The sequence below is a fragment of the Nocardia sp. NPDC046473 genome (assembly GCF_040645995.1).
Taxonomy (GTDB): domain Bacteria; phylum Actinomycetota; class Actinomycetes; order Mycobacteriales; family Mycobacteriaceae; genus Nocardia.
In genome coordinates this window covers 127,335-153,914 of the sequence record NZ_JBEYZJ010000005.1, presented here as the reverse complement: position 1 = coordinate 153,914, position 26,580 = coordinate 127,335, and the positions used below count along the sequence as shown (strand labels likewise).

The following is a 26,580-nucleotide window of genomic DNA, read 5'->3' as shown; positions in this document are numbered from 1 at the left end:
GCAACATGTCTCCACTATCTATCGCCTGCGACGAACAATTCGTTTAATGCGAGTTGGTCGATCGCCAGAGACCCGGTGTGTGCGCAGCGCCCGCCAACGGGGGAGTTCCGGTCGTGCGAACAGGGGTGAAACGGACGGGCAGGGACGTGATTCCGCGTAGAAAGGGTGACGGACATCGGACCAGGTTCGCCGCGGGCACGGCAAGATCGAGATCGGGCAGCCGGTCCAGGAGCACTTCGATGCCGGTCTGCGCAATGATCTCGGCGATCTGCTGCGCCGCGAACGGGCACCGGTACTCCCCGTGACCAAAAGCGAAGTGTGCGCTGTTTCCGGTGTCGATGGCCGTGCAGTTCTCGGTGGGCTGCCTGTCGACGTGTGGGTCGGCATTGGCGGCGGCCAATCCGAGCAGCAGCAGGTCGCCTGCTCGGATGTCCTTATCGCCCAGCCTGGTGTCGCTGGCTGCCCAGCGACCCGGGAAGATTTGGATCGGCGGGTCTTCCCACAGCACCTCGTTCATCGCGTGCGCCACACTGTGCCGTCCGCCGCCGAGTGCCCCGGCAAATCGATCGTCGGTGCGCATCAGCCGTACCGAGTTCCCGATCCAGTCGACGGTCGGCAGATACCCCGCAGCGATGACCGCCAGCAAATCCAGCGCATATTCAGCATCGGTGAACGGCTCGGGACGGGACAGCATCCGCGACACCAGATCGGCACCGGGCCTGGCTCTTTTGGCAGCGAGCAACTGCTGCATCCGCTTGGCGAGGCGCGGATATACCGACCCCGCGTCGGGGCCGCCGCCGGTCAGCGCCTTCAACATCCCGATGAACTGCGACCCATCCTCCTCGGCGAAGCCGAAGATCCAGGCCAGCGCCGACATCGGCAGTGGTTCGGCGAAGTCGGCGACGAGATCGGCTGTGCCCCTTCCGCAGAAGGTATCGATGAGGTGATCGGCCAGGTGCTCACAGGTGCGCCGCAAGGCGACGAGGTCGACCGACTCCAGCGCGGGCTCCACCATCGCCACATGACTGCGATGAATCGCGCCCACGGTAGACGTAATCGACGGATTCGGCTGGTCGATCATCGGAAGCAGTGGCCACCCCGCGGGGATGTTCGCCCGCTGGTTCCACAGTCTGCTGTCCCGCGGAAACAATACGGGATCGCCGGTGACCTGATGCAATTCGAGGTAGCCGATGACCAGCCACGCCGGAACACCGCCTGGCAGTTCGACGGCGACCACCGGCCCGTGCTCGTGGCGCATCGTCCGATAGAGCTCGTGGGGGTCGGCGCGGAAACCGTTGTCGCTCAATGGCACCAGTGTCGACTCCGGGCGAAACGGGCAACCGCTGGGTTCGGTGCTGTCATCAGCCAGCGGCGACCGGTGCTGCGTGGCGGCATCGCGTTGGACCGGCAGCGAGTTATAGGTTGCGGAGTCCACTGGGCACCTCCTCGGCTGTAGTGGCGGGCGGTGAATTCCACAGTGCGTCAAGCATTCTCGGGGCAGCATGCGGATGGCGCAGGGTAATCTTGTTCGCGCCCATCGCTTGTTCGATCATTGGGACACCTCCCCGTTTCCGGTGTGGGGCGGGGACCCAGCGTAGTCGCCGTTCACGGCGGAAGACGAAGGGGCACTGTCGGTTTCGGGACCGACCGGCACGCGCGCGCGAGGGGCCCAAGCCCCATGGATCGACATACCATCCGGGGATACGGGCCGGAGCCCGACCAGCGTGCGGTCCCGCCGTTGCGGCGGCCTCGAATCGGTGACGTCGGGTGCGTCTTCCTGCGCAGTCGCGTAGGGCCGGATGACCGGCGCCAGCGACTCTCGTGCGGTGGCCGCGGGAATCGACCCGGGCGAGCGATTGACCGGGGTGGTCAGCTCCCGCGGCACCAGCACAACCGCTGCCGTCCCACCGATGGCGGAGGGGCGGAACGACACGGTGAGTCCGTGCTTGCGCACCAGCGATCCCACCACCGCAAGACCGAGCCGGGTGCCGATCAAGGAGAAAGGATCCGAGGTGGGACCGTGCCTGCCGTCCCCCAGGTCCGAACCTGATACGAGCAGCTCGGCCCGCCGCAGCGCCGATTCGCTCATGACCAATCCACTGTCCTCGATAGTGATCACCAGCCCGGCGGGAATCTCGGCCGTATACACCTGGACCTCGGTGGTGGGCGGGGAGAAGTTGCAGGCATTGTCGAGAAGTTCGGCGACGGTGTGCATCACGCCCTCCGCCGCGTGCCCGGCGATCGCGATATCGATCGCGACCCGCAGCCGAACCCGCTGATAACCCGCCACGCGCCCCATGGCGCCACGCACGATCGACTCGACGGAAATCGGGTTGGGCCACCGCCGCCCTGACCGACCCCCGCTCAGCACGGCGAGACTGTCGGCGAGCCTGCCCGCCTGCGCGGAGCGATGATCCAGCAGAAACAGGTCGGCAAGCATGCTCGAATCGTCGTGCCGGTCCTCCATCGCGCGCAGCTCCGCCAGCATGCCGGTGGTCATCGCCTGCATCCGGCCTGCCGCGACCGCGAATGCCGCCATTGCCGCACTTCGGCGGCCCTCACTATCCGCCGCCTCCCGCGCCCACCCGGCCGCAGCCGCGTTCGCGGCCTCGATTCGGACGGCCGCATCGGTGGCCGACGATGCGCTGGCCTGCCGGTAGTGCACAGCCGCGGCCACCGCGACGCACAACACTATCGAGACCATGGTGGCGCCCAGCGCGAGCGGGACCCGGAATGTCGCCGGCGCACTGGACACGGCGGCCACGACGACAACCATGCTCACGAGAGCGCACACCAACACCGCCGGATACAGCGCGCGGGCAGTCCTGGCGGCGTACTCCTCGAACCCGCCGTTCGACGACTTCAACATCTGTGACAAGTTTTGCATTTCTGCACCGCTCTCCCAGGGGCGCATGCGGAGCATCCTGGATAACGGAAAACCACATGCAATGTAATTTGCCTGATCGTAGCTGCCTAATTAAAGAACAATGTCCAAAATGGGACAATAGCTATTGTCTATGAATTTGGCCACACCGCTCACAGTGCCGCCGTGACGGCGTGATATGCGCCCCAACAGGGGAAATACTTCGATCTCCGTCATGTTATCGCACGCTGACGAGCGCTTCACATGGATCTACTGGTCCGATTCGCCGCCAGTTAACGATTCATCCATCAGATCAAAGTTGGACAACTGACCGAAATTCCGAATCGCCGATAAGGCAAGAGGTGAGGCATTTAAATTTGGTAAAGAAAATCCCCTGCGGATAATTTCTCCAAGATTTCGATTGACGTGCCGGGCGTCAGCAGGTAGGGACCGCGTCCGCCGAAGCGATCTCGCCGGTGCCGGCCACCAACTCGATCAATGCACTTGGGTGGTTCTGCTGAGCTCCCGGCAGACAGGGTCGAAAACCGCTGCGCTCTACTGCTCGTGGCCGCCGATCCACTCGACCCAGCGGTCCTGCTGCTTTTTGGCCTCCTCCTGCTCACGGACCCAGGCCCAATAGTGGTCGAAGTACCGGAGGATCGCCGTGTGGGTGCTGGTGGCCGCGTTCAGTTCCTCCTGGTATCGGTCGGCGTGATGCGCGTTGAGCGAACTGTAGATCGCGACCGACTCCCGGATGGCGGAGTGCACGTTCCCGACACGTCCGGTCAGCATGCCGACGTGTGCGATTTGATGCAGCGTCGCGGCCACACGAGCCAGATGGTCAGGATTCATTTCGCGCTCGGACAGGTTCCGGTAGGCGGCGAGGGCCTCGTTGAACGGGGCCATGGCCGCGAGCGGATCGCCCGACTGCACCGCCCACATCCCCTGGTATTCCGCAGCGCGGGCGAAGCCGAGTTGATGCGTGTACGGATCGGCCTTGCTGAGATATCGATAGAGCGAAAGGGATTGGCCTGCCGCGGCTTGCGCATCCTGAAACTGCTCGTCCGCCGCATGGCCGAGGGCCAGCTGTAGCCAGGCGTCGGCCAGATTCGGCAGGTAGGCGTCCGGCCGGTCGGCGACCAGCTGCTGGTAAAGCCCAACAGCCTCGTCGCAGAGCGCCACCGAATCCGCAATACGTTGCTTCGCAAATAAATTCGTGCCGTGCACCAGTAGCGCGTCGGCGAGTACGGCCGAGTCGATACCGGTGTATCCCGCCGCGAGCTGCCAACAAAGTTCGACGGCTTCCGCGCTCGCCGTTACCGCTTCCTCTTCATCGGTGGAATCGGCTGCGCGCCTGCCGATATTGGCCAGCGCCGCGACCAGGCCGAGCAGGTGTACGGCATCGTTTTCGACCAGGCGGCGATACAGCGTCACCGTCTCCCGGAGCATCGGCAGGCCCTCGGCGTCACGGCCGAGCCCCACCAGCACGGCGTCGTGTATCTCGAGCGCACCGGCATACGGTAGCCGGTAGGACACGTCCGATTCGGCCAAGCCACGATAGATCCGCTCCGCCTCGCCGGCGAGCGGCTCGGCCTGCTCCATCCGCCCTGCCTGCGAAAGCCGCATCGCGACCGTCGCCAGACAGGCCGCCAGCGCGGGCGACTCGGCCTCCGGCCCGGTCGTCTGGAACTCGCGTCGCAGACTCAGCGCCTCCTCGGCCGCGAGCAGCGCCTCGGCCGAACGCTGCTGATCCGCCAGCAGATCGCCGAGCAGCTGCAACACCTCCGCGAGGGCGGATCGGTGCTGCACCGCACCCGATCCGACCAACGTACGCAGCCCCTGTACCGCCTGCTCGGCCGGTTCCACCGCATCCCCGCGCCGGTCCATATCCAGCAGCAGTCCCACCATCTGCCGGCAGACGGTGATCGAAGCCTCTTGGTAGACAGTCGGTTTGCGCTGGACCAGCACCTCCATGATCAGCATCGCCTCGCGCAGGCCCGTGAGCGCCTCGTCGGTCTGCCCAAGCCGGGCCAGCTGAGCGCTGAGCAGGCGCAGTGATTCGGCCAGGTCGCCCAGGTGGTCATAAGGTTTGGAGTGCACCAGATCCCGGCGCAACGCCACCGCTTCCTCGATCGCGGTCAGCGCCTCGGTATCGCGTCCCATGATCGACAGCTGATAGCCGAGATTGTGCAACGACGAGGCCAGCCCGGGCAGCAGGACATGCTGATCCACACTTTCCCGGACCAGCGCGCGGCCGACCTCGACGGCGGTCTCGGTCATGGTCAGCGCCGTGCGGGTATCGCCCTCGGTCGCCAGCCAGGTGCCATAGTTGTTGGCCAGCACCGCGATATCGTCCAGATGATCGTGCCGATCGCGGGAGGACAGGCCAAGGTACTGCGCCATCGCCTCGCGGGCGTTACCGACCGCGTCGCCGGTGAGACCGAGCCGGAATTCGGCAATACTCAGCTGGATCAGTGCCGCCGCGAGTTCGGCGGGATCGACGGCCACCCTGCTCCGCAGGAGGCGGGTGGATTCGGTGGCGGCGGCGCGGGCGGCCGAGTACGAACCGGCGTCGTTGAGCCGTTGCGCGTGGATGCGGTGAATCCGGGCCTGCCGCGCCGGATCCTGCTCCGCGGCAAGCCGATCCGGATAGGCCTTGGTGGAGATGAGCGCGACCGTCAGGGCGATGTCCAGCTCGCGGCAGTGCTGGGGATAGCAGGATTCCATGGCTGCCAGAACCGTCAGGTCGATGCCGTCCAACCTGACGAAGCGCTCGACCGCGGCATCGCCCGCGGCGATCAGCGCCTGTGGGTGGTTACGCACCACGGGGAACAGTATCTCCGCGGCGACGTGCGGCCACCGGCGCGCGGTCTCCACCAGGTTCGTCATCACCTGCGGGGTCCACCAGGCCACCGGCGTCGCCTGTTCGGTCGCGGTGTCGAGCAACCGCTGCACCGCCGCACCGGTCCAGGGGTCCGGCAGGATCATGTCCTGCGCCCCGTGAGGTGCCCGGCCCGGGATGGAGAGTGCGACGAAGTCCTCGCCGAGGCGGTCCGGATGCAGTCCCTCCAATACCGTGTGCGGGTCTTCCGACGGGTAGCAGCGCGAATGGTCGTCCATCAGCTCGTGCGCCCGATCCGAGGTGGACACCAGCCCAACGTGCCGAAGAATGCCGTCGGCCGGATGCGGCGTTACCGGACCGATCAGGGTGGCCAGCCAGACCACCCGGTGCATCACCTCGGGGCGCGCGGTGATGTGCCCGATCTCGAACAGCCGGGTCCAGTGCGTCTGTTCGCGGCGCAACAGATAGCCGGACAGTGCGGCCTGGTCACCAGGCAGATCGGCACCGTGCAACTGGCTGTCGACGGTGACGAGGGCGGCGAGATGCAGGGAAAGCACCGACGTGAACCCGGGTTGCGCCAGATCGATCTCCGCAGGTGGAATCACGGGCCGGTCGCCGTTGACGCCCATCGCGGCGGCGAAAGCCGCTGCCGCCGAACTGAAGACGGTGGCCCGGTCGAGCTGTGTGCCCAGCGGCGTCAGCTCGATGGTGTCGGCAGCGATATCGAATCCGCCCTCCAGATCGTGGGCGAGGGTGGGCCACCAGTGGGTCGCCGAACGGGCCACCATGAGCACCCTTATCGAAATACCACGCTCCAGCGCGAGCACGTGCAGCTGGGCTACCAGCCTGCGCAGATGGGTCAGCAGCCACCGGTCGGCGTAGTCGACCAGCACGAGAACGCCGCTGCTGCCACCGAGTTCGACCGGATCCTGCGGGATATCGGAATCGGGCGCGTACAGCGCCCGCCACACCGCCCAGCCCGCGCGGGCGGATTGGGCGGCGTAGTGCGTCATCAGTCTGGTCTTGCCCTGCCCGCCACCGGCGTGGATCAGCCGGACCCCGAGTTGATCGGGCTGGCTCATCCATTCGTCGAGTCTGGCGATCTCATCGTGCCTGCCGATAAACGGCACCGCCTCGTACCTGGAGTGCAGCAGCCGGGCGGGCTGGGCCCGTGCACGCTCCTTCGACACGGTCGCCGTGGCGGTAGGCAGATTCTCGATCCGGTAGTGCTGCTGCTGGTTTCCGGAGATCGTGACATTGCCGGAGCCGGCGATCTGGATCACGTCGCGGAAGACGACGGTGTTGCTGATCGACTGTCCCTTGACGGACCGTCGCCACGGAAACTTCACCGGTCCGCGTCTAGCTCGTCCGCGTCATGGATCTGGTCCACCGGCCCGGCGATCCGGCTGTGCGAAACCGATTGACCTTGTGGCGGATTCACCGTGGAAGGAGCCGGAACGGCACCGGGCGCGGCGGCGGGACTCCCCCCGGTACGGCGCAACGTGACCTTGCCGCGCACCCGGCCCGCCTGGAGCACCCCGCCACCGACCGCAGAGTCGCTGACTCCCTGAGTGATATCGCCGGCGCTCGCCCGCCGGGTCAGCACCACGCCGTACACGGCAGCGACAACCCCGGCGGCGGCGAGGAAGAAACTGAGCACACTCGCCAGCTTGTCGGCCTTGTCCAGCCCGACCGCGACGAACAGCCAGATACTGCATCCGAGACCGATCAGACCAGCAAGACCGATCGCCCACCCCAGGAATCGTTGGATCACACCGCCATTATCGGCGCGACCGTCCGCCGACACACCGGTAATTTCGGCAGGGAGGTAACGCCCTGGGCCGGCCGGCTTTCAGCACCTCCCCGAAACCCGAGATCTCTGCCGGGACGCGCGATTTGATTCCGCCGAAACACTCACTGACAGAAGAAATCCCGTGCGGTTGATAGTACCTTCGGCTCAGCCAGTAGGGTCGGAGGCATGTCGACGACGCCCGACTCCTTCCCCCGTCTGAGCGCTCGCACCCAGCGATTTACGCTCGGCGCACCGCGTGCTTTCACCGTGGCATCCGACGGCGCACGCGTCGCATTCCTGCGCTCTACCTCCGGTACAGACCGGGCGAGTTCCCTGTGGGTTCTCGATCTGGCGCTGGGCGAGGAGCGTGTGGCGGCCGATCCGCGCGTCCTGCTGGGCAGCGCGACCGAGGACCTGCCACCCGAAGAGCTCGCGCGTCGCGAACGCAGCCGCGAGGGCGGTGCAGGCATCGTCGGCTATGCCACCGACACGGCCGTGGAGATGGCGGCCTTCGCCTTGTCGGGCCGGTTGTTCGTGGCCGACCTGAAGGGCGGCACGACACGTGAACTCCCTGCCGCCGGATCGGCGATCGACCCGCGCCCATCCCCGGACGGTCGGCACGTCGCCTATGCCGCGCACGGTGCGTTGCGGGTCGTGAGCGTCGAGGGCAAGGATGAGCGGGCGCTCGCCGAGCCGGAGTCGGCCAACGTCACCTACGGTCTCGCCGAGTTCATTGCGGCGGAGGAGATGAGCCGCTACCGGGGATTCTGGTGGTCGCCGGACTCGCAGCACCTGTTGGTCGCCCGCGTGGATGACACGCCGGTACAGCGCTGGTGGATCGCCGACCCGGCCCGACCCGCGGATGACCCACGACAGGTCGCCTATCCGGCGGCCGGAACCAACAACGCGGACGTACAGCTGTTCGTGATCGGCCTGGATGGAGTGCGCACGGAGGTCGCTTGGGACCGGGCGCGTTATCCGTATCTCGCGCAGGTGCATTGGTCAGATGCCGGTGCTCCGCTGCTGCTCGTACAGGCGCGCGATCAGCGCAGTCAGCTGTACTTGGCGGTGTCCCCGGAGACCGGCGCGACTCAGACCGTGCACACCGACGAAGATCCGGTGTGGCTCGATCTTTTCCCCGGCGTGCCCTGCTGGAACCCGTCGGGACAGCTCGTACGAGTCGCCGACGAGGGCGACGCACGGGTCCTCGCGGTCGGTGAACGCGCGCTGACCGGCCCACAGTTGCACGTCCGCGCGGTACTCGACGTCGGGCCGGACGACGTGCTGATCACCGCGTCCGCGGGCGCCGAGGCCGACGCGCCGGAAACCGGCGAGGTTCACGTCTATCGCGTCAACGAGCTTGGCCTGGAACGTGTTTCGCACCAGCCGGGCGTGCACTCGGCGGTGCGCGCCGGGAGCATCACCGTGCTGACATCTGCCACACTCGACCGGCCGGGCGCCGACATACAGGTGCTTCGCGACGGAACGCAGGTGGCGACGATTGCCACGTATGCGGCAGATCCCGGCTTGTCCCCGCGGGTGACCCTGACCGAGGCAGGCAAACGGCGCATCCCCTGCGCCGTCCTACTCCCCCGTGATTACGACGGCTCGACCCCGCTCCCGGTCCTCCTGGATCCCTACGGCGGACCACACGGCCCGCGGGTGCTCGCCGCACACAATCCGCATCTCACCTCGCAATGGTTCGCCGACCAGGGTTTCGCCGTCGTGGTCGCCGACGGCCGCGGCACTCCCGGCCGCTCCCCCGCCTGGGAGAAAGAGATCCGCGACGACCTCGCCGCAGTCGTGCTCGAGGACCAGGTGGACGCGCTGCAGGCGCTCGCCGACGATTTCCCCCTCGACCTGAACCGAGTCGCCATCCGCGGCTGGTCCTTCGGCGGTTACCTGGCGGCGCTCGCGGCACTGCGCCGCCCGGACGTATTCCACGCAGCCGTAGTAGGTGCGCCGGTCATCGATCTGCGCCTGTACGACACCCACTACATGGAGCGCTACCTCGGCCACCCGGACGAGCAGCCGGAAATCTATCGGCGCAACTCACTCATCGATGACGCAGGCCTGGTCGACGCAGCCGAACCACACCGCCCAATGATGATCATCCACGGCTTCGCAGACGACAACGTTGTGGTCGCCCACTCCCTCCGCCTGTCCTCGTCCCTACTGGCCGCCGGCCGCCCACACGAAGTACTCCCCCTGTCCGGCGTCACCCACATGACCCCCCAGGAGTCGGTCGCCGAAAACCTGCTCCTCCTCCAACTCGAATTCCTGCGCCGCTCACTCCGCTGACCGGCCGAACCTATTTCAGAAACCGCAAATAGAACGCCGCGAACACCAACACGATTCCGACGTTCACCATCAGCCGCGCCCAAAACTGATGCCTGAAGAACAGGACATCCACGCCAACCACAACAGCCACCAGCGCGAGCACATACAACACCACGACGGCCTGTTTTCCCATCCCCCCTTTCTACTCCGATAGGTCCCGCTCTCCCCGGCGGTCGCTCAAAAGATTCCGGGGATGGTCAGGCGGCCAAGGCTCGGGTGGCCGGGACGACGTCACCGATCCAGCGACGGAGCTGGGTGTCGTCGGCGGATTCCGGCCAGTACACGAAGGTGTCGAAGCCAGTGTCCACGGCGAGGTCGGCCAGAATGCGCGCCCAGCCCGCGGCGTCGGTGCGAATCGGTTCCTCGCCGCGCAGCGTCACCGGGCCGGGCGCGTCGGTGATGGTGCCGACGAGTTGCGCCATCCGGGTGATGTCGGCCGGTTTACGTCCCGCATCGATCGCGGCGGCCGAGATAATGTCCTGTGTCGCTTGCCATTTCTCGTACGGCAGGTAGTGCGGGATGGGCGCGGCCCACCCGTCGGCGATCCGCCCGGTGAGGGCGTTGGCCTTCGGACCGACGCTGCCGAACCAGATCCCGACCGGATGCGCGGGTGCGGGCCCGGCCTGCACGCCGTGCACGGTGTAGTGCGTGCCGTGGACTTTCGCCTTCGTCCCCGGCAACCACATGGCCCGGATGATCGCGGTGGCCTCCTCGAGCGCCTGCAACGCTTCGGGATTCGACCGCACCGGGCCGCCCATCGCGCCGATCGCGGGCCAGAACGCGCCCGCTCCCAACGCGAGCTCGAATCGCCCGCCGCTGAGCAGATCCAAGGTCGCGGCCTGCTTCCCGAGCATCGCGGGTCCGCGCAACGGCAGGCTGGCGACATCCGGAAACACCCGCAGCCGTTCGGTTTCCGCCAACACCGTCGCGATAACCGCGAACGTATCCGCCAACCCACCCGAGTATGGATGATCCTGAATGCCGAGCAGCTCCAGCCCTTCCCGGTCCGCCACCTTCGCCATCGCACGCAGCTGCGGCAACTCGGTCGCCGTCGGCGCCACCTGAATCCCGAATCGTAAGTTCACACCGAGATCATGCCAGCCGCGTCAGCGGGCCCTCGGGCTCTACCGGAACATACTTCGACGACGCCGGTCCCTAACATCCCTGCTCTGGACGTAGCTCCGCGGGGAGCTCTTTCCCGTCATGGCGGATCGTGCGTTCGCCGATGCTGCCGTCGTGATAGTCGCGGCGGACGTACTGGCACCCGCAGGCGTATCGGTCGATCCGAACGATCATCCCGAATCCGTCGGAATCCTCGACATGATCGTCATCGACCAGCCTGCCGCACGGTGCGCGACACTGTGTCCGATGGGTTGATTCGACGCTCATTTCCGGCGCTCCTCCGTTGAATTGGGTAATCTTCCGGGCCCTGGCAGACAAATCAGCGATCACAACCTGCGCAGCCTTCTGAGTATGCGCAGGAACGGAATGGATGCGGCGAGTCCTCGTTTGATATCAGGATGGAATGTGCTGAGATCTACCAGCACGGCGTACCGGAGACCGTTGTCGCGTAATTCGGCGATACGTTCCTCGACTTCGGCAGGGGTTCCGGTGACGCAGTAATCCCGAACCAACGACCCCGGCACCTTCTCGGCATACGAAAGGACGGTGTCCTCGTCCAGCAGTTGCGGAAGCAGATCCTGGATACCGGTGAAATTCGACCCCATTGGATGTTCGACGCCGTGCCGCGCCCACATATCGGCCGATATGCACAGGCCGAACGCCCGCGCACCCACCGATTCGACCGTCTCGTCGATATGGGCCCGAGTCAATCCGGTGATCACGAAGATCATCGCCGCCGGTGTTACCGACATCGGATCTCGGCCCGCGTCGGACGCCGCGGTCCGCATTTGCGCCAAACTACTCCGGTATTCGGGCACGGGTTGCGGATAGGCGGGGAACCAGGCGTCCGCATATCGCCCCGCCAAACGCAGCATGCGCGGGCCATGCGCCCCTATCCAGATTTCCGGTCTGGTGCCACGGTACGGCGGAATCTCGAAGATCGCGTCGTGCAGCGGGAAGTACTCGGAATCTCGGGTAACCGGGCGGCCATTGGACTCCCACAGCAGCCGAATCGTCGCGAGGGCTTCCTCGAATCTGGCCACCGGCGCGTGCCACGGAACCCCGTACGGCTCATTGTTCTCTCGCTCCCCCGGTCCGATACCGAGGATCGCGCGTCCCCGGCTCAACAGGTGCAGGGTGGCGGCCGCTTGAGCCGTGACCGCGGGGTTTCGGCGTCCGGCGTCGGTGACGCCGACACCGAGCCGCAGTCGCTTGAGGCTGTTCTGCGCGGCGATGTACCCGAGTGCGGTCCACGGATCGTAATGCGCGTTCGCCTTGGGTATCAGCTGTGCTGCCCCGATATACCGCGGCTGCCAGATCGAGCCGGGCAGTAAACCGGTGAGGTGATCCGGTACGAAGAGCGAATCCGCCCGACTCGCGGCGGCGAGCCACCGATTGACGCGGAATGTCAGATCGGGTGCGATTCGGGGTTGCAAACTCAGGTCGAGTATGCCGGTACGGAATCTGTCCGCCTTCCGCATGAGACCTCCCGGGTCGTCGGAATACGGTCATGCGAATCCGGGTAACATCCGCCAGCCGCTCCGCATCGCCGTCGAGTCCAACGAACATAGAACGACCACCCGGCGGACAATCCAACAAAATTTGTAGGTACCGGCCCACCGCAGAAGTTGGTACCCAAGGCATGTTGGAAATGGGCGAGCGTAACAACGGCGGTGGTCGGGACCACAGATTCGAGGGCGTTGGCCCCATCCGCGGTAGGGCAGGCGGCCGGAGACCGATAGTACGTTTCGGAGATCGTCCTCCCGAAACGGAAGTAAGTGATATCGATGGCAGACGACAATCTCGGATACCTCGATCGGATCTCGAACAATCGCAACCGTCACTTCGGTAGCGACAGAATTGCTATCGGAGTTCTCGGAGCCGGCGGCTACGTTCCACAGCGAGTGCGCACCAATACCGAAGTCGCCGAAGCCGCGGGCGTGACGCCACAGTGGATCGTCGAACGCACCGGAGTCCACGAACGCCACGTTTGCAACCGCGACCAGTCCGCGTCCGAACTCGCCGCCGACGCGGTACGCGATGCGCTGAACGCGGCCGGGCTCCACGCCGGTGATCTGGACCTGATCATCGTGACGACCTCCACCCCGGACGAACTGGGCCCGTCCACGGCATGCCGGGTACAGGCCCTGCTGCGAGCACACCAGGCGGTGGCCTTCGACGTGTCCGCCGCCTGCACCGGCTGGCTGTTCGGCACCCGTGTCGCCGTCGATTACCTCCGCGGCGATACCGCAGGTCGGTGCGCGGCCGTGGTCGGCGTCGAGGCGTATTCGCGCTTCCTCGACCCCGCCGACCGCGCCACCGCGGTGCTGTTCGGTGACGGTGCGGGCGCGACGATTCTCGGGCCGGTCGCCGCCGGAACAGGATTCGACCAGATCGAACTCGGCTCGGATGGCGACCACGCGGGCGACGTGCTCATCCCGGCGGGTGGCAGCCGGCGTCCGGCGAGCACGGACACCCTGGAACGTGGACAGCATCGCATCCATATGGACGGCAAGGCAGTACGCGACTTCATTCTCGAGATCTTCCCCAAAGCGGCCGCGAGCGCGTTACGGCGAGCAGGTTTGACCGCCGACCAGATCGACGTGATCGTCACGCACCAACCCAATCCCGTGCTGTTGCGCAGGGCCTGCGCGGACGCGGGATTCGACGTCGAGCGCCTGATCATCGTCGGCGACATGGTGGGCAACATCGGCGCGGGATCGATGCCATACGCGCTGGCCAAAGCCCAGTCCGCCGGACGGCTGCACGCGGGTGACCGAATACTGATCGTGGGGTTCGGCGCCGGTGTCACCTGGGGGAGCACGGTTCTCACCTGGAGCATCGATGACCAGGGGGTCGGTCGATGAACGAGCGGGACCCGCAACCGCCGCACCGCATCGTTTTCCTCGTCCCGGGGCAGGGCGGCGATCCACGGTGCGCACTGCGCGATCTCTATCGCGCGGACAGTGCGTCCCGCGCGACCATCTACGACCTCATAGCCGACATCGAACGAGCGTCCGACGGTGCGGGACAAGGGCTTCGCGAGGTGTTGCTCAGCGATAGCACGAGTCCGGCGATGGCACCGGGAATCCCGCAGCTCGCGAGCTACGCCGTTTCCGTGGTCCTCGATCGGTTGCTGACCGCGGCGGGTTTTCGCCCCGACGTGATAGTCGGACAGAGCTTCGGCGAGATCGCCGCCCTGGTCTGTGCGGGCGTCTTCGACGTCACCGATGGCACCCGCGCGGTCTGTGCGCTCAACGCCGCGTTCCGCGGCTTCGAGGGACGCGGCGCCATGGTGCTGGTGCTCGCGTCCGAGCCCGACACTCGCCTACTGCTCGACGAGGTCGGTCGGTCGGATCTTGTTGTCGCGTGCGTCAACAGCCCGAAGCAGACCATCGTCAGCGGTCCCGCGGACGCGATCGCGGCGCTGTTCGAGCGGCAAGGCGACGGTCCCCGGCTGGTGCGACTCGCGGTGCCCTACGCCTCACACCATCCGGGGCTTGTCGTCGTCGCAGACCGATTCCGTGCGGGTCTGCGCCGGACCCGCCAACGCCCATTGCGCGTGCCGGTGCATTCGCCGGTCGGGCGGCGAACCTATGCCGATACCGAAGACCTGCGCGAAGCCCTGGTCGATTGTGTCGTCAAACCCGTCGATCTGGTGAAAGCACTGCGGCACACCGACACACCGGGCACCACGCTGTTCATCGAGCTCGGGGTGGGCGACGGTTTGAGCCGGTGCGTGCACGCCACCCTGCCCGCGGCCCGCACCCTGGCGCCGTTGGCCGGCGATCTGTCCTGGTTGACCGGCACACCGTCGAAATCCCCTGTCCCCCTTCGACAGCGGTGAGGAAAGGAACGGCGATGTCCATCGACCACGATCTCGCCACGATCGGCTCGAGCAGTCCGCCACGATCCGAGCTGCTGCGCTTCTCGGCCGGTTCCGCATCGGAGGTGGCCGAACACGAGACTCGGGCTCGGCTGCACGACGCGATCCCCGACGCGTTCTTCAGCTGGCCCGACGGCATCTCCCGGCAGGAACGATTGACGCTGGCGTATGCCCGAGCACGGCATGCCGGACGGACCGCGCCGCCGGCCACCGAGCTGCTCGACTCGCCACGCATGCTGTCGGCCTTGCTGGCCAGGGCTGCGCTCGCGGATCCCGACCTGTTCCATATCCTGCTGGTGCACTACACGTTGGTGCTCGCGCCGATTCTGCGGTCCGGGCCCGCCGCAGGCCTGGCCGAGACCCGGGCCGCGCTGGAGTCGATGGAGGCCTTCGGCTCCGCGTTGATGACCGAGGGCGCCCGCAGCAACAGTCACCTGCACCCGCGCACGCAGGCTTCGTTCGACCCGGAGACCGGCGGCTTCATCCTGCACACCCCCGATGCCGACGCGCGGAAGTTTCCCAGCAGCACCGGCCATCCCGGCGTCCCGAAGACCGGCGCGGTCTACGCGCAGCTGATCGTCGGCGGGCAGGAACGGGGCACGTTCGTGTTCATCGTCCCGGTGCGGGGCCCCGACGGCGCCGCCCTGCCCGGCGTGCAGATCACCCCGGCACCCGATACTTACGCGCTGCCCTGCGATTTCGCCTATGTGCGGTTCGACCGGATGCGAATTCCGTTGCATGCCTGGCTCAGTGATGGCGCCACCATCGACGCCGACGGCCGGTTCCATGATGACGCGGGCGATGCCGCGCAGCGCCTCGCCCGCACGATGAGCATCGGGGCACCGCATGTGTGGCGCGGCGTCATCGCGGCGTGCGCCGGTGTCACCCAGGACTCGGCGAGAATTCTGCAGTCGCACACCGCAACTCGGCTGACGATGGGGCGGCTGGCACCCGAGCAAGGCCTCATCCGCTATCGCAATCAACAAGAAGCGGTGCTCGGCGCGCTTGCGGCCGCGTACGCCCTGGCCATCGTCGGCCGGCACGTGGTCCGCGCCAGTGCCGCAACGCTTCCCGCGCCCGACGGCGCGGCCACGTGGGCTCCCTGGTCGGCGGTCGACAGCGAACTCCCCCTGCTGAAGGCCTTCGCGACCCGCCTCGCGCTGGAGGTGATCGCGAGCTGCCGCACCCACTGCGGCGCGACCGGCTTCGTTGCGCACAATCGCCTCAACGCTTTTCACGGCTTCGTCAACTCGTACTTCTGCGCGGGCGGCGACAACGATCTCATCCTGCTGGATACCGCGCACGCGATGGCCGATCCGCATCGATACCGGCCGCCCCGCCCGGAGCCGAGGCCGCCCGATGCCACCGATCTGACCTCACCACGCGCCTGGGTTTCATTGGCGCGCACCACCGAACGCTACTACCACCACCGCCTGGTCAGCCAGATCGAAGCTGCGCGTCGCGCGGGGCACGACCAGTTCACCGCATGGAACGACAATCTCGCACTCGCGCAGACGGCCGCCGCGGCACAGGCCGATCGTATCGTCCTGGAGCTCTTGCAGAGTGCGCATCACAGCGCGCCCGCGCCGGTGCGCGGGCTGCTGGAGCTGTACGCACTGTCCTGGATTCAACGCAACGCCGGATTCCTGGCCGACCAACGACTGACCCCGACGCCGCTGCTCGACCATATCTGGGAACGGCGTCGTGCCCGCTGTGACGAACTCGTCCCGCACATAACGGATTTCGCGGCCACCTTCGACCTGCCGGAACTGTAAAACTCCGCAAAGGAAGTCACCAATGAGCGCTCGTACCGCCTTCATGTTCCCCGGGCAAGGATCGTACGTACCCGGCGTCCTGGCCCAGTTGATCGACGAATTCCCCTCGGCACAAGCGACATTGGCTCAACTAGATCAGATGTGCGACGAACAGGGACATGCTCCGATATCACGGCTGCTGATCGACCCCGGTGCCGCATCGCTGGACGACTTGGTGGCCGATCAATCGCCAGACCTGGATATGGCCTTGTTCTCCAGCAATATCGTCATCTATCAGATGCTGGTCGCGGCCGGCCTGGACGCGGACGTCGTGGTCGGACACAGCCTCGGTGAGGTATCGGCGTTCACGGCGGCCGGTGCCCTCACCCTGCGCGACGCGACCCGGTTGGTCTTCGGCAGAACGACAGCCTTGCGCAGCTGTTCGATCCCCGACGGTGGCATGGTGGCGCTGGCGCTGGGCAGGGACCGCGCGACGCACCTGGTCGGCTTCATCGATGAGCCGAGCGCCGTCGTCACGGTGGACAACGGCCCGGATCAATGCGTGATCTCCGGACCGACCACCGCACTCACCGCAGTCGAGCACATCGCCGCGGCGGCGGGCATTCGGGCGACCCGGCTGCGCGCTGCCCGGCCGTTCCACCACCCGCTGCTGCGCGACGCCGCCGAGACATTCGCCCGAGATTTCGCCGACCTTCCGGTCGCCGAGCCGAGAATCCCGGTCTACTCGCCGGTGCTCGGTCGTTACCTGACGTCCGCCGAGGACGTCCGCGCCTGGGTGGCACGTCACCTGATCCAGCCGGTGCTGTTCTACGACGGGTTGCTGCGGCTGTACCGCGACGGCGTACGCCGTTACGTCGAGTCGGGCGGTCGGGACACGCTGACCGCAATGGTCTCTACCTGTTTGCCCGCTGCGGCGGGCACGGTCGCGCCGCTGCGGCGGCGGTGCTCGGCGGCAGAGTTCCGGCAGGCGGTCGGCTCGGTCGACGCCGCAGGGACCGATGCTGTCCCGGCCGCTACGCCGCCGACCATCGAATCCACGAACGGCCACCGACCGACCTCGTTCGCACCTGCCACCGAACAGGTCGCCGCACCGGCACCGCAGGCCGAAGCGAGCGCCCCACCTGCGTCGCTGCCCGCGGCGGACGAACTCTTCGCGCAGATCCGCGAGATCTACGCCGAAGCGCTGGGCTATCCGGTCGATCTGTTGGATGCCGACGTCGACCTCGAGGCCGATCTCGGCATCGACTCGATCAAGCAGATCGAAGCGTTCCGGCTGGTCAGGCAGCGGTTCGGGTTGCCCGAACCCGCCGCCGAACTGCGCGTCACGTCCTATTCGACCCTCACCGAGCTGACCGAGTTGCTGCGTCGTCTCGCCGACGGCGCCGAGCAGGCACCGGTCCCGACGGGAGGTATCCCGCGATGAGTGGTGAGTTCACCGGAAAGACAGCGCTGATCACCGGCGGCGGCAAGGGCATTGGGCGCACGATCGGCCTGCGGCTGGCCGAGCAGGGCGCGCATGTGCTCGTCAACTACTTTCATTCCGAAAGCGACGCGCGCGCAACGCTCGCCGAGATACACGAGCTCGGCGGTTCCGCCGAGCTCGTCCGTGGCTCGGTGGCCGACGAGGAATCCGTTCGCGCGATGTTCGGCCAGATCGCCGATCGCCACGACGGACTCGACATCCTGATCAACAATGCCGCACGCGGAACACTCGCCCCGATGTCGACCTTGCGCAACAGTGACTGGTCCAAGGCTCTCGCCGTCAACCTCGACGGCAGTCGGCGGTGCGCACAGGCTGCCGCACCCCTGATGGCCGGGCGGCACGGTTCGATCGTGAATCTGTCCTCCATCGGCGCCGGTCTCGTCATCGGCAACTACGCGACGGTCGGGGTGAGCAAGGCCGCGCTCGAGGCGCTCACTCGTTATCTAGCAGTGGAATTCGCCGCCGCCGGCATCCGGGTGAACACCGCATCCGCCGGCCTGATCGACAACTCCACCAGTCATCTGTTCCCCGACAGCAGCGCTTTCCGGCAGACGGTGCTCGCGGCGACGCCGATGCGCCGGCTGGCGACCGAGGCCGACCTCACCGAGATCGTGCTGTTCCTGGCATCGGATCGCGCGGCGTTCATCACGGGGCAGGTGATCCTCGCCGACGGCGGGCTTTCCCTCGGATCGGCAAGTTTGGCGCCGGCCGCCGAGCCTGCGAGTTCCGCTGCCGAAGCCGCGGTCACCGACGGTGTGCCGACCGCGGATCCGCCTACTCCACCACCGGAATCCACCGATTCCGACCACCAGCTCGTCGCGGTGGTCGGCACCGGCCTGGCCATCGCGGGCGCCAACAGCCCGCGGGAATTCTGGGATCTGCTGTCGCGGCCCGCACCGATATTCACTGAGCCGGGCGAACGATTCGCGATCGAGAACTTCTACGCGGCCGATCGCGCCGCCATCGATCGCACCTACTGCCGAGTCGGTGGCCACATTCACGATTTCCGTCCCCATCCGACACTCGCCGCGCAGGAGGCCGCCGACGGCCCCCTCCGCGACGAAGCGACGCGCTGGCTCCGGCACAGCCTGCTGCAGGCCAGGGATGGCGTCCACCTGACATCGACCGACCGTTGCGCGGTCTATGTCGGTGCTTGGCCCGGCGGTAGCCAAACCCTGGCCGAACATCTGGTCACCGAAACTTTCGGCAGCGCGGTCGACCAGGCCGCGGGCCCGGCGGCCGCGACCCGGTTGCGCGGCCTGCTGCGGCAGCGCTACCACCGAGCAGGCACAGGCCTGCCGGTGCTGCCCACGCAGGTGGTGGACGCCGCCATCGCCGGAATCGTCGACCGGGTCACCGAGGCGACGGTCATCGATACCGCGTGCGCGTCCTCGCTCTACGCGGTCGACTTCGGTGCCAAAGCACTGTTGGCCGGCGACTGCGATATCGCCTACTGCGGTGGGTTCGAGGTCTTGAACCCAACAGTGGCCGTGATGTTCGCCAAACTCGGTGGCCTGTCGCGCGGCGGCGCGGTCCGGTCCTTCGACACCTCGGCCGACGGAACGCTTTTCAGCGACGGGGCCGCTGTCGTCACGCTCAAGCTGCTCGCCCGCGCCCGCGCCGACGGCGACCGAATCCTCGGCGTGCTGACCGGATTCGGTGCTGCCGCCGATGGCCGAGGGAAGGCGATCGCGGCCCCGAACCCCGCGGGACAGCGGCTGGCCATCGAACGTGCCCGCGGCGTCAACGAGACATCGCCCGCGGACGTCGACTGGATCGTCGCGCACGCCACCGGCACCACGGCCGGCGACCGCACCGAACTGCAGACGTTGGCCGCCGTTGCGCCACCCGGCGGTTATCCGTGCAGTTCCAACAAGGCGGTGGTCGGTCATACCGGCTGGGCCGCGGGCGCCGTTTCGCTGATTCATGCCGTCGAGGCGCTGCGGGCCGGAAACATACCGGGGCAGTACGGATTCACCGCGACGCCGGCCGGGGTGCAGACCGATCGCACCCGCGTATCCGCGCGCGACACCGCCTTTGCGGCCGACGCACAGCGGCCGCGGCTGGTGGGTATCTCGGCCTTCGGGTTCGGCGGCACCAACGGCCACCTGCTGGTGACCGATCGCGTGCGCGACAACCGGATTCGGTCCGGCAGGCACACGAGCAGCGAAGAATTGGCCGTGGTCGCGTGGAGCGCCCACCTGCCGGGCAACCCGGGTCGCGAGCGGATAACCGGTTGGCTGCGCGGCGAGTGCGACGCACCGGATCGGCGGTTCGCTGTCCCCTATCCGGCACCCACGCCGGCCGAAGTACGGCTGACGCCCAAAACGATCGCGACGATCGATCCTTGTCATCTGATGGCCATCCAGGTCGCGGACACGTTTCTTCGCGAGCACGGCGAACTATGGGCCGAGGTACGCGAATCGACCGGCGTCATCACCGCGCACACCGGTGTCCCCGTCGCACTCGCCGACGCGATCACCCGCACCTACGGCGACGATGCGCTCGGCGCTGTCACCAATTCCGCTGCCGCACAGACCTTGACGCCACTCATCGAGTCGATGCTGGCGGCGGTGCGCGCCCGGGTACCGGAGTGCAACGAGGACACCTATGCGGGCGTGATGACCAATGTCATCGCGTCCCGCATCACCAGTCGACACAACCTGCGTGGCATGAGCGTTGCCATCGACGCCGGCGACGACTCCGCGCTGGCCGCCCTCAGCACCGCTCGACGGTATCTGCAGACCGGCGATCTGAATCTCGCCATGCTGCTTGCGCTCAACGGTAACTCCAGCCGAGAGCTCGCCGACATTCTCGGCCGCCCGGCGCAATCGCTAGCCGAAGGCGCATTCCTGATCGCGATAGCCACCGCCGAGGAAGCGGGCCGACGTGGCTGGCCGATCTTGGCGCGAGTGAGTTTCGCTCGCGGAGAACGCGATACCGTGGCCGACCCGGCCACCGCCCCGGACTATCTCGGCGCCGCAGGAGCGGTGGAACTGCTGCGCGCCGTCGAGGGCACGGCCGCGACTTCGGAGTTGTCGCTGCCGAACGGCGACCGAGTCCGGGTGGTGACGGCGGGAAAGCCGGCACCGGACCACCTCACCAAACGCTATGTCCCTGCGTTGGTTGCCGCGCCACACGAGCGAGAGATGTTGTCGCACAATGCGATCCCAGCGAGGAGCGTCGTCCTTGTCGGCTCCGCCGAGTTGGCACAGCACCTGCGCGCCGAACTGGAGCAGGCTGAAGCAACGGTGCTGTACGCGGACGTCGATGATCCGGGCGAGAGTCGCGTGCAGGCGCTGATCGACCAGGCGACTCCCGCGTTGACGGTGATCTGCACCGCCGATGCAGCACCGCCCGGTACCGACCTGACCGCTCAGTTGCGCCTACACGATCTCACTTTCGTTGCCGCCCAACGATTGTGGCCACGCTGGACCGTGAACAGCTCGCTCATGGTACTGCTGCCCGGTCAGCCGGCAACAGGCCGGCCATATCCGTACGCCGCCCTGTTCACCGGCTTCGTGAAGAGTCTGGGGTGGGAACGCAGCGGCGCGCGCATTGCCGCGGTGCTCACCGACGCACCGCCCGCCGCGGCCATCCGGTTGCTGGCGCGCGAAAGATCTTCGGCCACCGCCGGATCGGTGGCGTGGTATCGGAGCGGAACCAGATATCGCGAGGTGCTCACGCCCGCCGCGCTGCCCACGACCGGCACCGGCCTGCCGATCACCGACGACTCGGTAATCCTGGTCACCGGCGGAACCGGCGGGCTACCGATCGCGATGCTGCGGGCACTGAGTGAACGGGTCAAGCCCACGGTCTGGTTACTCGCCCGCACCGACCCCACCGAGTTCGCCGAGCCGGTGCACGCGGCCGACGACGCCGCAGTGGCGGACCTGCGCGTGGAGCTGATCCGGCAGCTCCGCGAGGACGACCCGACCAGACCCGTCCGGTCCATCGTCGAGCAGGCCGACGGCCATCTGAAAGCCATTGTCCGCCAACGGGCTTACCGAGAACTCGCCGACAGACTCGGCGCGGACCGGCTGCACTGCCTTTCCTGCGACGTACTCGACCCCGATTCGGTACGGGCCGCCGTCGCCACCGTCTTGTCGACCGCGGGCCGACTCGACTTCGTGCTGCACGCGGCCGGGCTGTCCGAGCCCGCGTTGCTGACGAACAAGTCGTTCGAGACCTTCCGCGCGGTTCGCGATACCAAGGTCCTCGGCTATCAGCACCTCAAGGCCGCGCTGGCCGAGCACGCGCCGATTCGCTGGTGCAACATCGGCTCCGTGGCAGGCGCGATCGGACTGCCCGGCGACGTCGACTATGCCGCCGCCAACGACTTCCTGGCCGCCTGCGGCCGGTTCTCCGACGACCACGAGTTCACCGTCGCATTCCCGCTGTGGGGACAAACCGGACTTCGTTCGGACCACTTGAACCGCACTTACCTGCAACGACAGGGCCAACTCAGCTCGATCACCACCGACGAGGGGACCGCCCTCTTCCTCGCCGAACTCGCACCGAGCGCCGGCTGCGCGGTCTTCCTCGGCGACAACGAACTCCGGATGCTGCGCGGTGATCGACCGCACGTCGTGGTCGAGAATGCTTCGACCGACGGGCGTCCGGTCGATACATACTTGGGCGAACCCACCCGGGTCGACGCGACCCGGGGATGCTGGCATTACACGTTCGATCCCGTTCGCGACGCCTACCTGGCCGATCACCTGGTCGATCGAAAGCCGACCGTGCCAGGGACTTTGATGCTGGAAATCGCGGCACGGGCGGCGCTGGCGCTGTGTCCAGGCACCATCGTCGGTGGATATCGCAACACCAGGTTCGAGGCGTTCATCAAACCGTTCGCCGGCCGTCGGCCGGTCGACCTGCGGATCACGGCCACACTCGACACCGCCGACGAGCCGGCCACCTCGGCGATCACCGTCGAACTGAGCTCCGCCGTCGCCGCAGCGAACGGCGGGGCGCACCAGGCTCGACGACGCCACTTCCGCACGGAAGTCCTGGTCTGCCCAGCCGATTCGACCGTCGAACGGCCCCGGCTCGACGTTCCCGATCTCGACGGCCGATCCGTGCAGGATCCATATCGGCTGGCTGATTCGCCGGTACACCTCGGTGGCATGTTCGCCAACCTGACGTGCTGCCGGGCGGCGGATCGGCGGTCCCTCGGCAGGTGGTCGCTGCCGTCGGACACGGCGAGCTGCCTCGACGGCATGCGCATCCCGTGGCTGCTGCTCGACGCGATGCTGCGCACTTTCGCACTGGCCGCCGGGACCGATACCGACCAGCCGGTCTTCGTGCCACGCAAGATCGACCGAATCGATCTGGCGACCTTGTCCGCCAACGACATCGGCCTGGCCGAGCGATACGGCGCGGACATTCGGCTACTCGGCGAGCTGGCCAGCACCGGGGTATTCCGGGCGATCGCACCGGATGGCCTGCTCCTGCTGGAAATGACCGGCTTGTCGATGCAACAGTTAGGGTCCGTTCGGCCGAGCCTCGACAACCGCCACCAGCAGGTCACGGCGAGGTAACGATCGAATGGATGACCGCGCGCGATAGGCGCCGCAGGCACCCTCCTCCGTCGGTATCGACGATAGCGACCAGCGCTTTCGTCCGTTCGACCGATCCCCAGCTATCCGCCAGCGCATCCCGCGATGCGCTGGCGGACGCACGTGCATCTGCAAGCGCGCAGTCGGATCGAAAGACATTTCCCCGCAATATTCTTCGGTTAAACTTCATTGTTCAGCAGGTACGACGACCCGTGAAAGCGAGGAGCGACACCCGATCACGAGCCACCAAGAAGAGGGGTTCAGATGGTCGTGAATCACCGGACGCTGAGCGCGGGCGAGCGAATCGAGCTACGCCGCCGCAGGCTGGGGCTTTCCCGTCGGGTGGTCGCCGAACTGACCGGACGCAGCGAAGAGTGGCTGCGCCAGATAGAGCGCGGCAGCCGTCGACTCGACAGTATCGAGATGATGTACCGGCTCGCCGAGGTTCTGCGTTTCGATGATCCCGTCGAGTTGATCGGCCTGCCCTCGTCGAGCCGCTCGGGGGCACGCGACATCGGCGAAATGGGTTTGCAGCTCACCGCACTCAACCGGGCCATCATGGATCACCCGTCGACGCAGGTGTTCGCCACGGCGGTCGCGAACCCGCTGCCGACCCTCGATTCGGTCCGCGCGGGCCTCGACCAATGCTGGTACAGCTGGCTCGGCTCCGGCCACCGCTACACCGAACTGGCTGCCCGGCTACCCCAGGTGCTGGCCTCGGCGCGGTCGATTCGCGCAGCCGCCCAGGCACATTCGGACGGGCAACTCGAAGAGTCGGGCAGAGTTCTGGTCGAGGCGTACCACCTCGCCCGCTTCGTCTTGACCCGGGTCGGCGACTACCACCTGGCCTGGCTCGTCGCCGACCGCCCGATCGGCATCCTCACCCAACCCGCACAACCCATCCTCGTCGCGGTGAGTTCTTGGCACGTCGCCAGCGCCCTGCTCTCGATGGGGTATCACGCGGAAAGCCGGGACTACGCGCTCGCCGCCGCACATCGGCTGGCCGCGGCCACCCGATCGGCGGAAACCGAAGGCCCGGTGTACGGCGCGCTGCTACTACTGGCCGCCGAATGCGCTGCGGGCGCGGGCGACCTCGAGCAGTCCAAGGAACTCCTCGCCGGGGCAGCCCGCATCGCCGAGCGACTCGACCCGGCGGCCGGCCTGCGCACCATCTGGTTCGGCGTCCCCGAAGTGGCCATCACCGGCATGGACATCGCGTTGCGCCTCGGCCAGGTCGACGAGGCGATCCGGCTCGCGGCCGAGGTTCACCTGCCCGACAACGCCGCTGTCGATGTCCGCGCCCGCTACTACCTGACCACCGCCTATGCCTACGGCCGCAAAGGTGAAGACTTCGCCGCGACCCTCGCGCTGCAGCAAGCCGAGCTGGCCAGTCCGGAAGACCTCCGTTTCGACTGGATGGCACACCGCACGCTGCAGAAACTCTCCCGCCACGACCATCACCTGACCAGACGTGACCTAGCCAAGCTACTGGCCGCCGCCGGCCTGGCCTGACCCATCGGCCGAAGCCGAGAAAGTTCGCGGATTACTCCGCCGACGGATGGGTAAAACTCCAGATGACAATGCTGTCACAAGTCAGTTCGCACGTACCGGTCGCCGCAACCATTCGATAGCCGAACGGGGGATTTGTGAACAGCATGCCAGGTCCCAGAACAGGACCGCTGACCATCGGGGAGCGACTCGAATTGCGGCGGCGACAACGCGACCTGTCCCGTCGCGCCCTCGCTGAGCAAGTCGGCCGCAGTGAAGAATGGCTACGTCTCGTCGAGTCGGGCTATAAGCCGCTAGACAGCATAGCGGTGATCTTCCGGCTCGCCGAGGCATTGCATATAGAAGACATGGGCGAGTTGATAGCACTGCCGCCACAGTTGGCGCCCGCGAGCGTCGAGGCCGGGGATAACCTCGCCGAATCCTTGAAACACAGCATTATCGGCCATTCGCCAATTCGAGGCCACGGCCACACCGGAGCGGCCACCGAATCGATTCGCGATCTGACCGAACGGTTACATCGGTGCCAGCGTATATGGGAACACTCACCGACCAGGTACACGGAATTGGCGGAATCCCTCCCCCCGGTGGTGACCGACGCTCGCCTGCTGTATTCGCTGTCGCCCGACGACGAAGCCGGGGAGATACTGTTACTCAGCTATCATCTGTCCCGGCGATTTCTTACCAGAGTCGGCTCACACCACCTTGCCTTCACCGCTGCGGATCGGGCGACGATGGTTGCCGAACAGCGGCAAAACCCATGGCAGCTGGCGGCCTGCGCCTGGCATACCGGCAACGGCATGCTGGGACTGTCGCAAGCGCGCGAGTGTTATGACTACGCCATGGCCGCCGCGCAGCGCCTGACCGAGGCCGCCGATTCCGTCGACAAAACCGTATTGGTCGGCGCGCTGCGGTTACTCGCGGCAAAAGGCGCCGCCGCGGCAGGCAATATTGCCGAGTCGGACAGGCTGACTGTCGCCGCGACGCACGAGGCGAACCGATTCGATCGCGATCACGCGGTGTACGGTATTCCGTTCGGCCCCACCGAATCCCTGATCGCTCGCCTCGAGATCATGCTCTGGGGCGGCCACTGCGACCAGGCCGCCGAGCTCGCGGCGCACCAGCATGTCCCGGACGCCCACCCGGTCGGCGGAAGAATGCGATTCCACCTGGCCGGCGCCTACGCCTGCGCTCGCCGAAACGACTATGCCGGAGCCTCGTCCGCTCTCGGCAAGGCCGTCGATGTCTGTCCCGAGGACTTTCGCTATGGCTCCGGCACTCAGTCGACGCTGCAATATCTCATCAAGCAGGACAATCGACTCATACGCCCGGAGTTGCACGAACTCGCCCGAGTGGCCGGACTCCGCTGAATCACGCAGACCGAGCCGGTCCGCGCGATTGCCGGTTGAT

Annotated in this window: 16 protein-coding genes; 9 read left to right on the top strand and 7 right to left on the bottom strand. The window is 66.8% G+C overall.

Going from position 1 to position 26,580, the window contains the following annotated elements; genetic code table 11:
- Positions 1-43 precede the first annotated feature (43 nt).
- The 4 genes from ABZ942_RS18505 to ABZ942_RS18490 all read right to left on the bottom strand — a co-directional run bounded on the left by ABZ942_RS18505 (position 44) and on the right by ABZ942_RS18490 (position 7,479).
- The gene (locus tag ABZ942_RS18505) at positions 44-1,435 is read right to left on the bottom strand and encodes a cytochrome P450 (RefSeq protein WP_357383459.1); all 1,392 of its coding nucleotides are present in this window, start codon (positions 1,433-1,435) and stop codon (positions 44-46) included.
- A 114-nt stretch (positions 1,436-1,549) separates the two neighbouring features.
- On the bottom strand, positions 1,550-2,869 hold the full coding sequence (locus tag ABZ942_RS18500; protein WP_357383457.1) for an ATP-binding protein: 1,320 nt from the start codon (positions 2,867-2,869) through the stop codon (positions 1,550-1,552).
- Positions 2,870-3,418: 549 nt separating this feature from the next.
- A complete protein-coding gene (locus ABZ942_RS18495) occupies positions 3,419-7,054 on the bottom strand; it encodes a tetratricopeptide repeat protein (RefSeq protein WP_357383455.1) in 3,636 nt (1,211 codons plus the stop codon).
- Complete coding sequence (locus ABZ942_RS18490) at positions 7,051-7,479, bottom strand: hypothetical protein (RefSeq protein ID WP_357383453.1); 429 nt, start codon at positions 7,477-7,479, stop codon at positions 7,051-7,053. Before ABZ942_RS18490 ends, ABZ942_RS18495 begins: the two co-directional genes overlap by 4 nt.
- A gap of 204 nt (positions 7,480-7,683) precedes the next feature.
- Between ABZ942_RS18490 and ABZ942_RS18485 the strand changes: the two genes are divergently transcribed.
- Complete coding sequence (locus ABZ942_RS18485; RefSeq protein ID WP_357383451.1) at positions 7,684-9,798, top strand: prolyl oligopeptidase family serine peptidase; 2,115 nt, start codon at positions 7,684-7,686, stop codon at positions 9,796-9,798.
- 10 nt (positions 9,799-9,808) lie between these two features.
- On the opposite strand, the gene ABZ942_RS18480 is transcribed toward ABZ942_RS18485, so the two are convergent.
- Positions 9,809-9,970: a hypothetical protein gene (locus ABZ942_RS18480; protein ID WP_357383449.1), complete on the bottom strand. Its 162-nt coding sequence runs from the start codon at positions 9,968-9,970 to the stop codon at positions 9,809-9,811.
- A gap of 64 nt (positions 9,971-10,034) precedes the next feature.
- Positions 10,035-10,922 carry an LLM class flavin-dependent oxidoreductase gene (locus ABZ942_RS18475; RefSeq protein WP_357383447.1) on the bottom strand — a complete coding sequence of 296 codons (888 nt, stop codon included), beginning with the start codon at positions 10,920-10,922 and terminating at the stop codon, positions 10,035-10,037.
- 118 nt (positions 10,923-11,040) lie between these two features.
- Between ABZ942_RS18475 and ABZ942_RS18470 the strand changes: the two genes are divergently transcribed.
- On the top strand, positions 11,041-11,214 hold the full coding sequence (locus ABZ942_RS18470; RefSeq protein WP_357383445.1) for a hypothetical protein: 174 nt from the start codon (positions 11,041-11,043) through the stop codon (positions 11,212-11,214).
- Positions 11,215-11,285: 71 nt separating this feature from the next.
- Here ABZ942_RS18470 and ABZ942_RS18465 read toward each other — a convergent pair whose 3' ends face one another.
- Complete coding sequence (locus ABZ942_RS18465) at positions 11,286-12,440, bottom strand: LLM class flavin-dependent oxidoreductase (protein ID WP_357383444.1); 1,155 nt, start codon at positions 12,438-12,440, stop codon at positions 11,286-11,288.
- Between the two features lie 306 nt (positions 12,441-12,746).
- Here ABZ942_RS18465 and ABZ942_RS18460 point away from each other — a divergent pair, with 306 nt between their 5' ends.
- The 7 genes from ABZ942_RS18460 to ABZ942_RS18430 all read left to right on the top strand — a co-directional run bounded on the left by ABZ942_RS18460 (position 12,747) and on the right by ABZ942_RS18430 (position 26,540).
- Positions 12,747-13,826: a ketoacyl-ACP synthase III gene (locus ABZ942_RS18460; protein ID WP_357383442.1), complete on the top strand. Its 1,080-nt coding sequence runs from the start codon at positions 12,747-12,749 to the stop codon at positions 13,824-13,826.
- Positions 13,823-14,806: an acyltransferase domain-containing protein gene (locus ABZ942_RS18455; RefSeq protein ID WP_357383440.1), complete on the top strand. Its 984-nt coding sequence runs from the start codon at positions 13,823-13,825 to the stop codon at positions 14,804-14,806. The genes ABZ942_RS18460 and ABZ942_RS18455 overlap by 4 nt, the downstream gene beginning before the upstream one ends.
- Positions 14,807-14,820: 14 nt before the next feature.
- Positions 14,821-16,620 carry an acyl-CoA dehydrogenase gene (locus tag ABZ942_RS18450; protein ID WP_357383438.1) on the top strand — a complete coding sequence of 600 codons (1,800 nt, stop codon included), beginning with the start codon at positions 14,821-14,823 and terminating at the stop codon, positions 16,618-16,620.
- Positions 16,621-16,642: 22 nt separating this feature from the next.
- Positions 16,643-18,043, top strand: coding sequence for an acyltransferase domain-containing protein (locus ABZ942_RS18445; RefSeq protein ID WP_357383436.1), 1,401 nt, complete (start codon positions 16,643-16,645; stop codon positions 18,041-18,043).
- On the top strand, positions 18,040-23,646 hold the full coding sequence (locus ABZ942_RS18440; protein WP_357383434.1) for an SDR family oxidoreductase: 5,607 nt from the start codon (positions 18,040-18,042) through the stop codon (positions 23,644-23,646). The genes ABZ942_RS18445 and ABZ942_RS18440 overlap by 4 nt, the downstream gene beginning before the upstream one ends.
- Before the next feature lie 282 nt (positions 23,647-23,928).
- The gene (locus ABZ942_RS18435) at positions 23,929-25,176 is read left to right on the top strand and encodes a helix-turn-helix domain-containing protein (protein ID WP_357383432.1); all 1,248 of its coding nucleotides are present in this window, start codon (positions 23,929-23,931) and stop codon (positions 25,174-25,176) included.
- Between the two features lie 143 nt (positions 25,177-25,319).
- Positions 25,320-26,540 (top strand): helix-turn-helix domain-containing protein, encoded by a 1,221-nt coding sequence (locus ABZ942_RS18430; protein ID WP_357383430.1) that lies wholly within the window; start codon positions 25,320-25,322, stop codon positions 26,538-26,540.
- Positions 26,541-26,580: the final 40 nt, after the last annotated feature.

What these genes read in the sequence shown, in the direction of transcription:
- ABZ942_RS18450 (WP_357383438.1), top strand. Translation starts at nt 14,821, where the DNA reads ATGTCCATCGACCACGATCTCGCCACGATCGGCTCGAGCAGTCCGCCA.
- ABZ942_RS18430 (WP_357383430.1), top strand. Translation starts at nt 25,320, where the DNA reads ATGCCAGGTCCCAGAACAGGACCGCTGACCATCGGGGAGCGACTCGAA.
- ABZ942_RS18500 (WP_357383457.1), bottom strand. Translation starts at nt 2,869, where the DNA reads ATGTTGAAGTCGTCGAACGGCGGGTTCGAGGAGTACGCCGCCAGGACT.
- ABZ942_RS18465 (WP_357383444.1), bottom strand. Translation starts at nt 12,440, where the DNA reads ATGCGGAAGGCGGACAGATTCCGTACCGGCATACTCGACCTGAGTTTG.
- ABZ942_RS18445 (WP_357383436.1), top strand. Translation starts at nt 16,643, where the DNA reads ATGAGCGCTCGTACCGCCTTCATGTTCCCCGGGCAAGGATCGTACGTA.
- ABZ942_RS18455 (WP_357383440.1), top strand. Translation starts at nt 13,823, where the DNA reads ATGAACGAGCGGGACCCGCAACCGCCGCACCGCATCGTTTTCCTCGTC.
- ABZ942_RS18435 (WP_357383432.1), top strand. Translation starts at nt 23,929, where the DNA reads ATGGTCGTGAATCACCGGACGCTGAGCGCGGGCGAGCGAATCGAGCTA.
- ABZ942_RS18485 (WP_357383451.1), top strand. Translation starts at nt 7,684, where the DNA reads ATGTCGACGACGCCCGACTCCTTCCCCCGTCTGAGCGCTCGCACCCAG.
- ABZ942_RS18460 (WP_357383442.1), top strand. Translation starts at nt 12,747, where the DNA reads ATGGCAGACGACAATCTCGGATACCTCGATCGGATCTCGAACAATCGC.
- ABZ942_RS18480 (WP_357383449.1), bottom strand. Translation starts at nt 9,970, where the DNA reads ATGGGAAAACAGGCCGTCGTGGTGTTGTATGTGCTCGCGCTGGTGGCT.
- ABZ942_RS18470 (WP_357383445.1), top strand. Translation starts at nt 11,041, where the DNA reads ATGGCGGATCGTGCGTTCGCCGATGCTGCCGTCGTGATAGTCGCGGCG.
- ABZ942_RS18440 (WP_357383434.1), top strand. Translation starts at nt 18,040, where the DNA reads ATGAGTGGTGAGTTCACCGGAAAGACAGCGCTGATCACCGGCGGCGGC.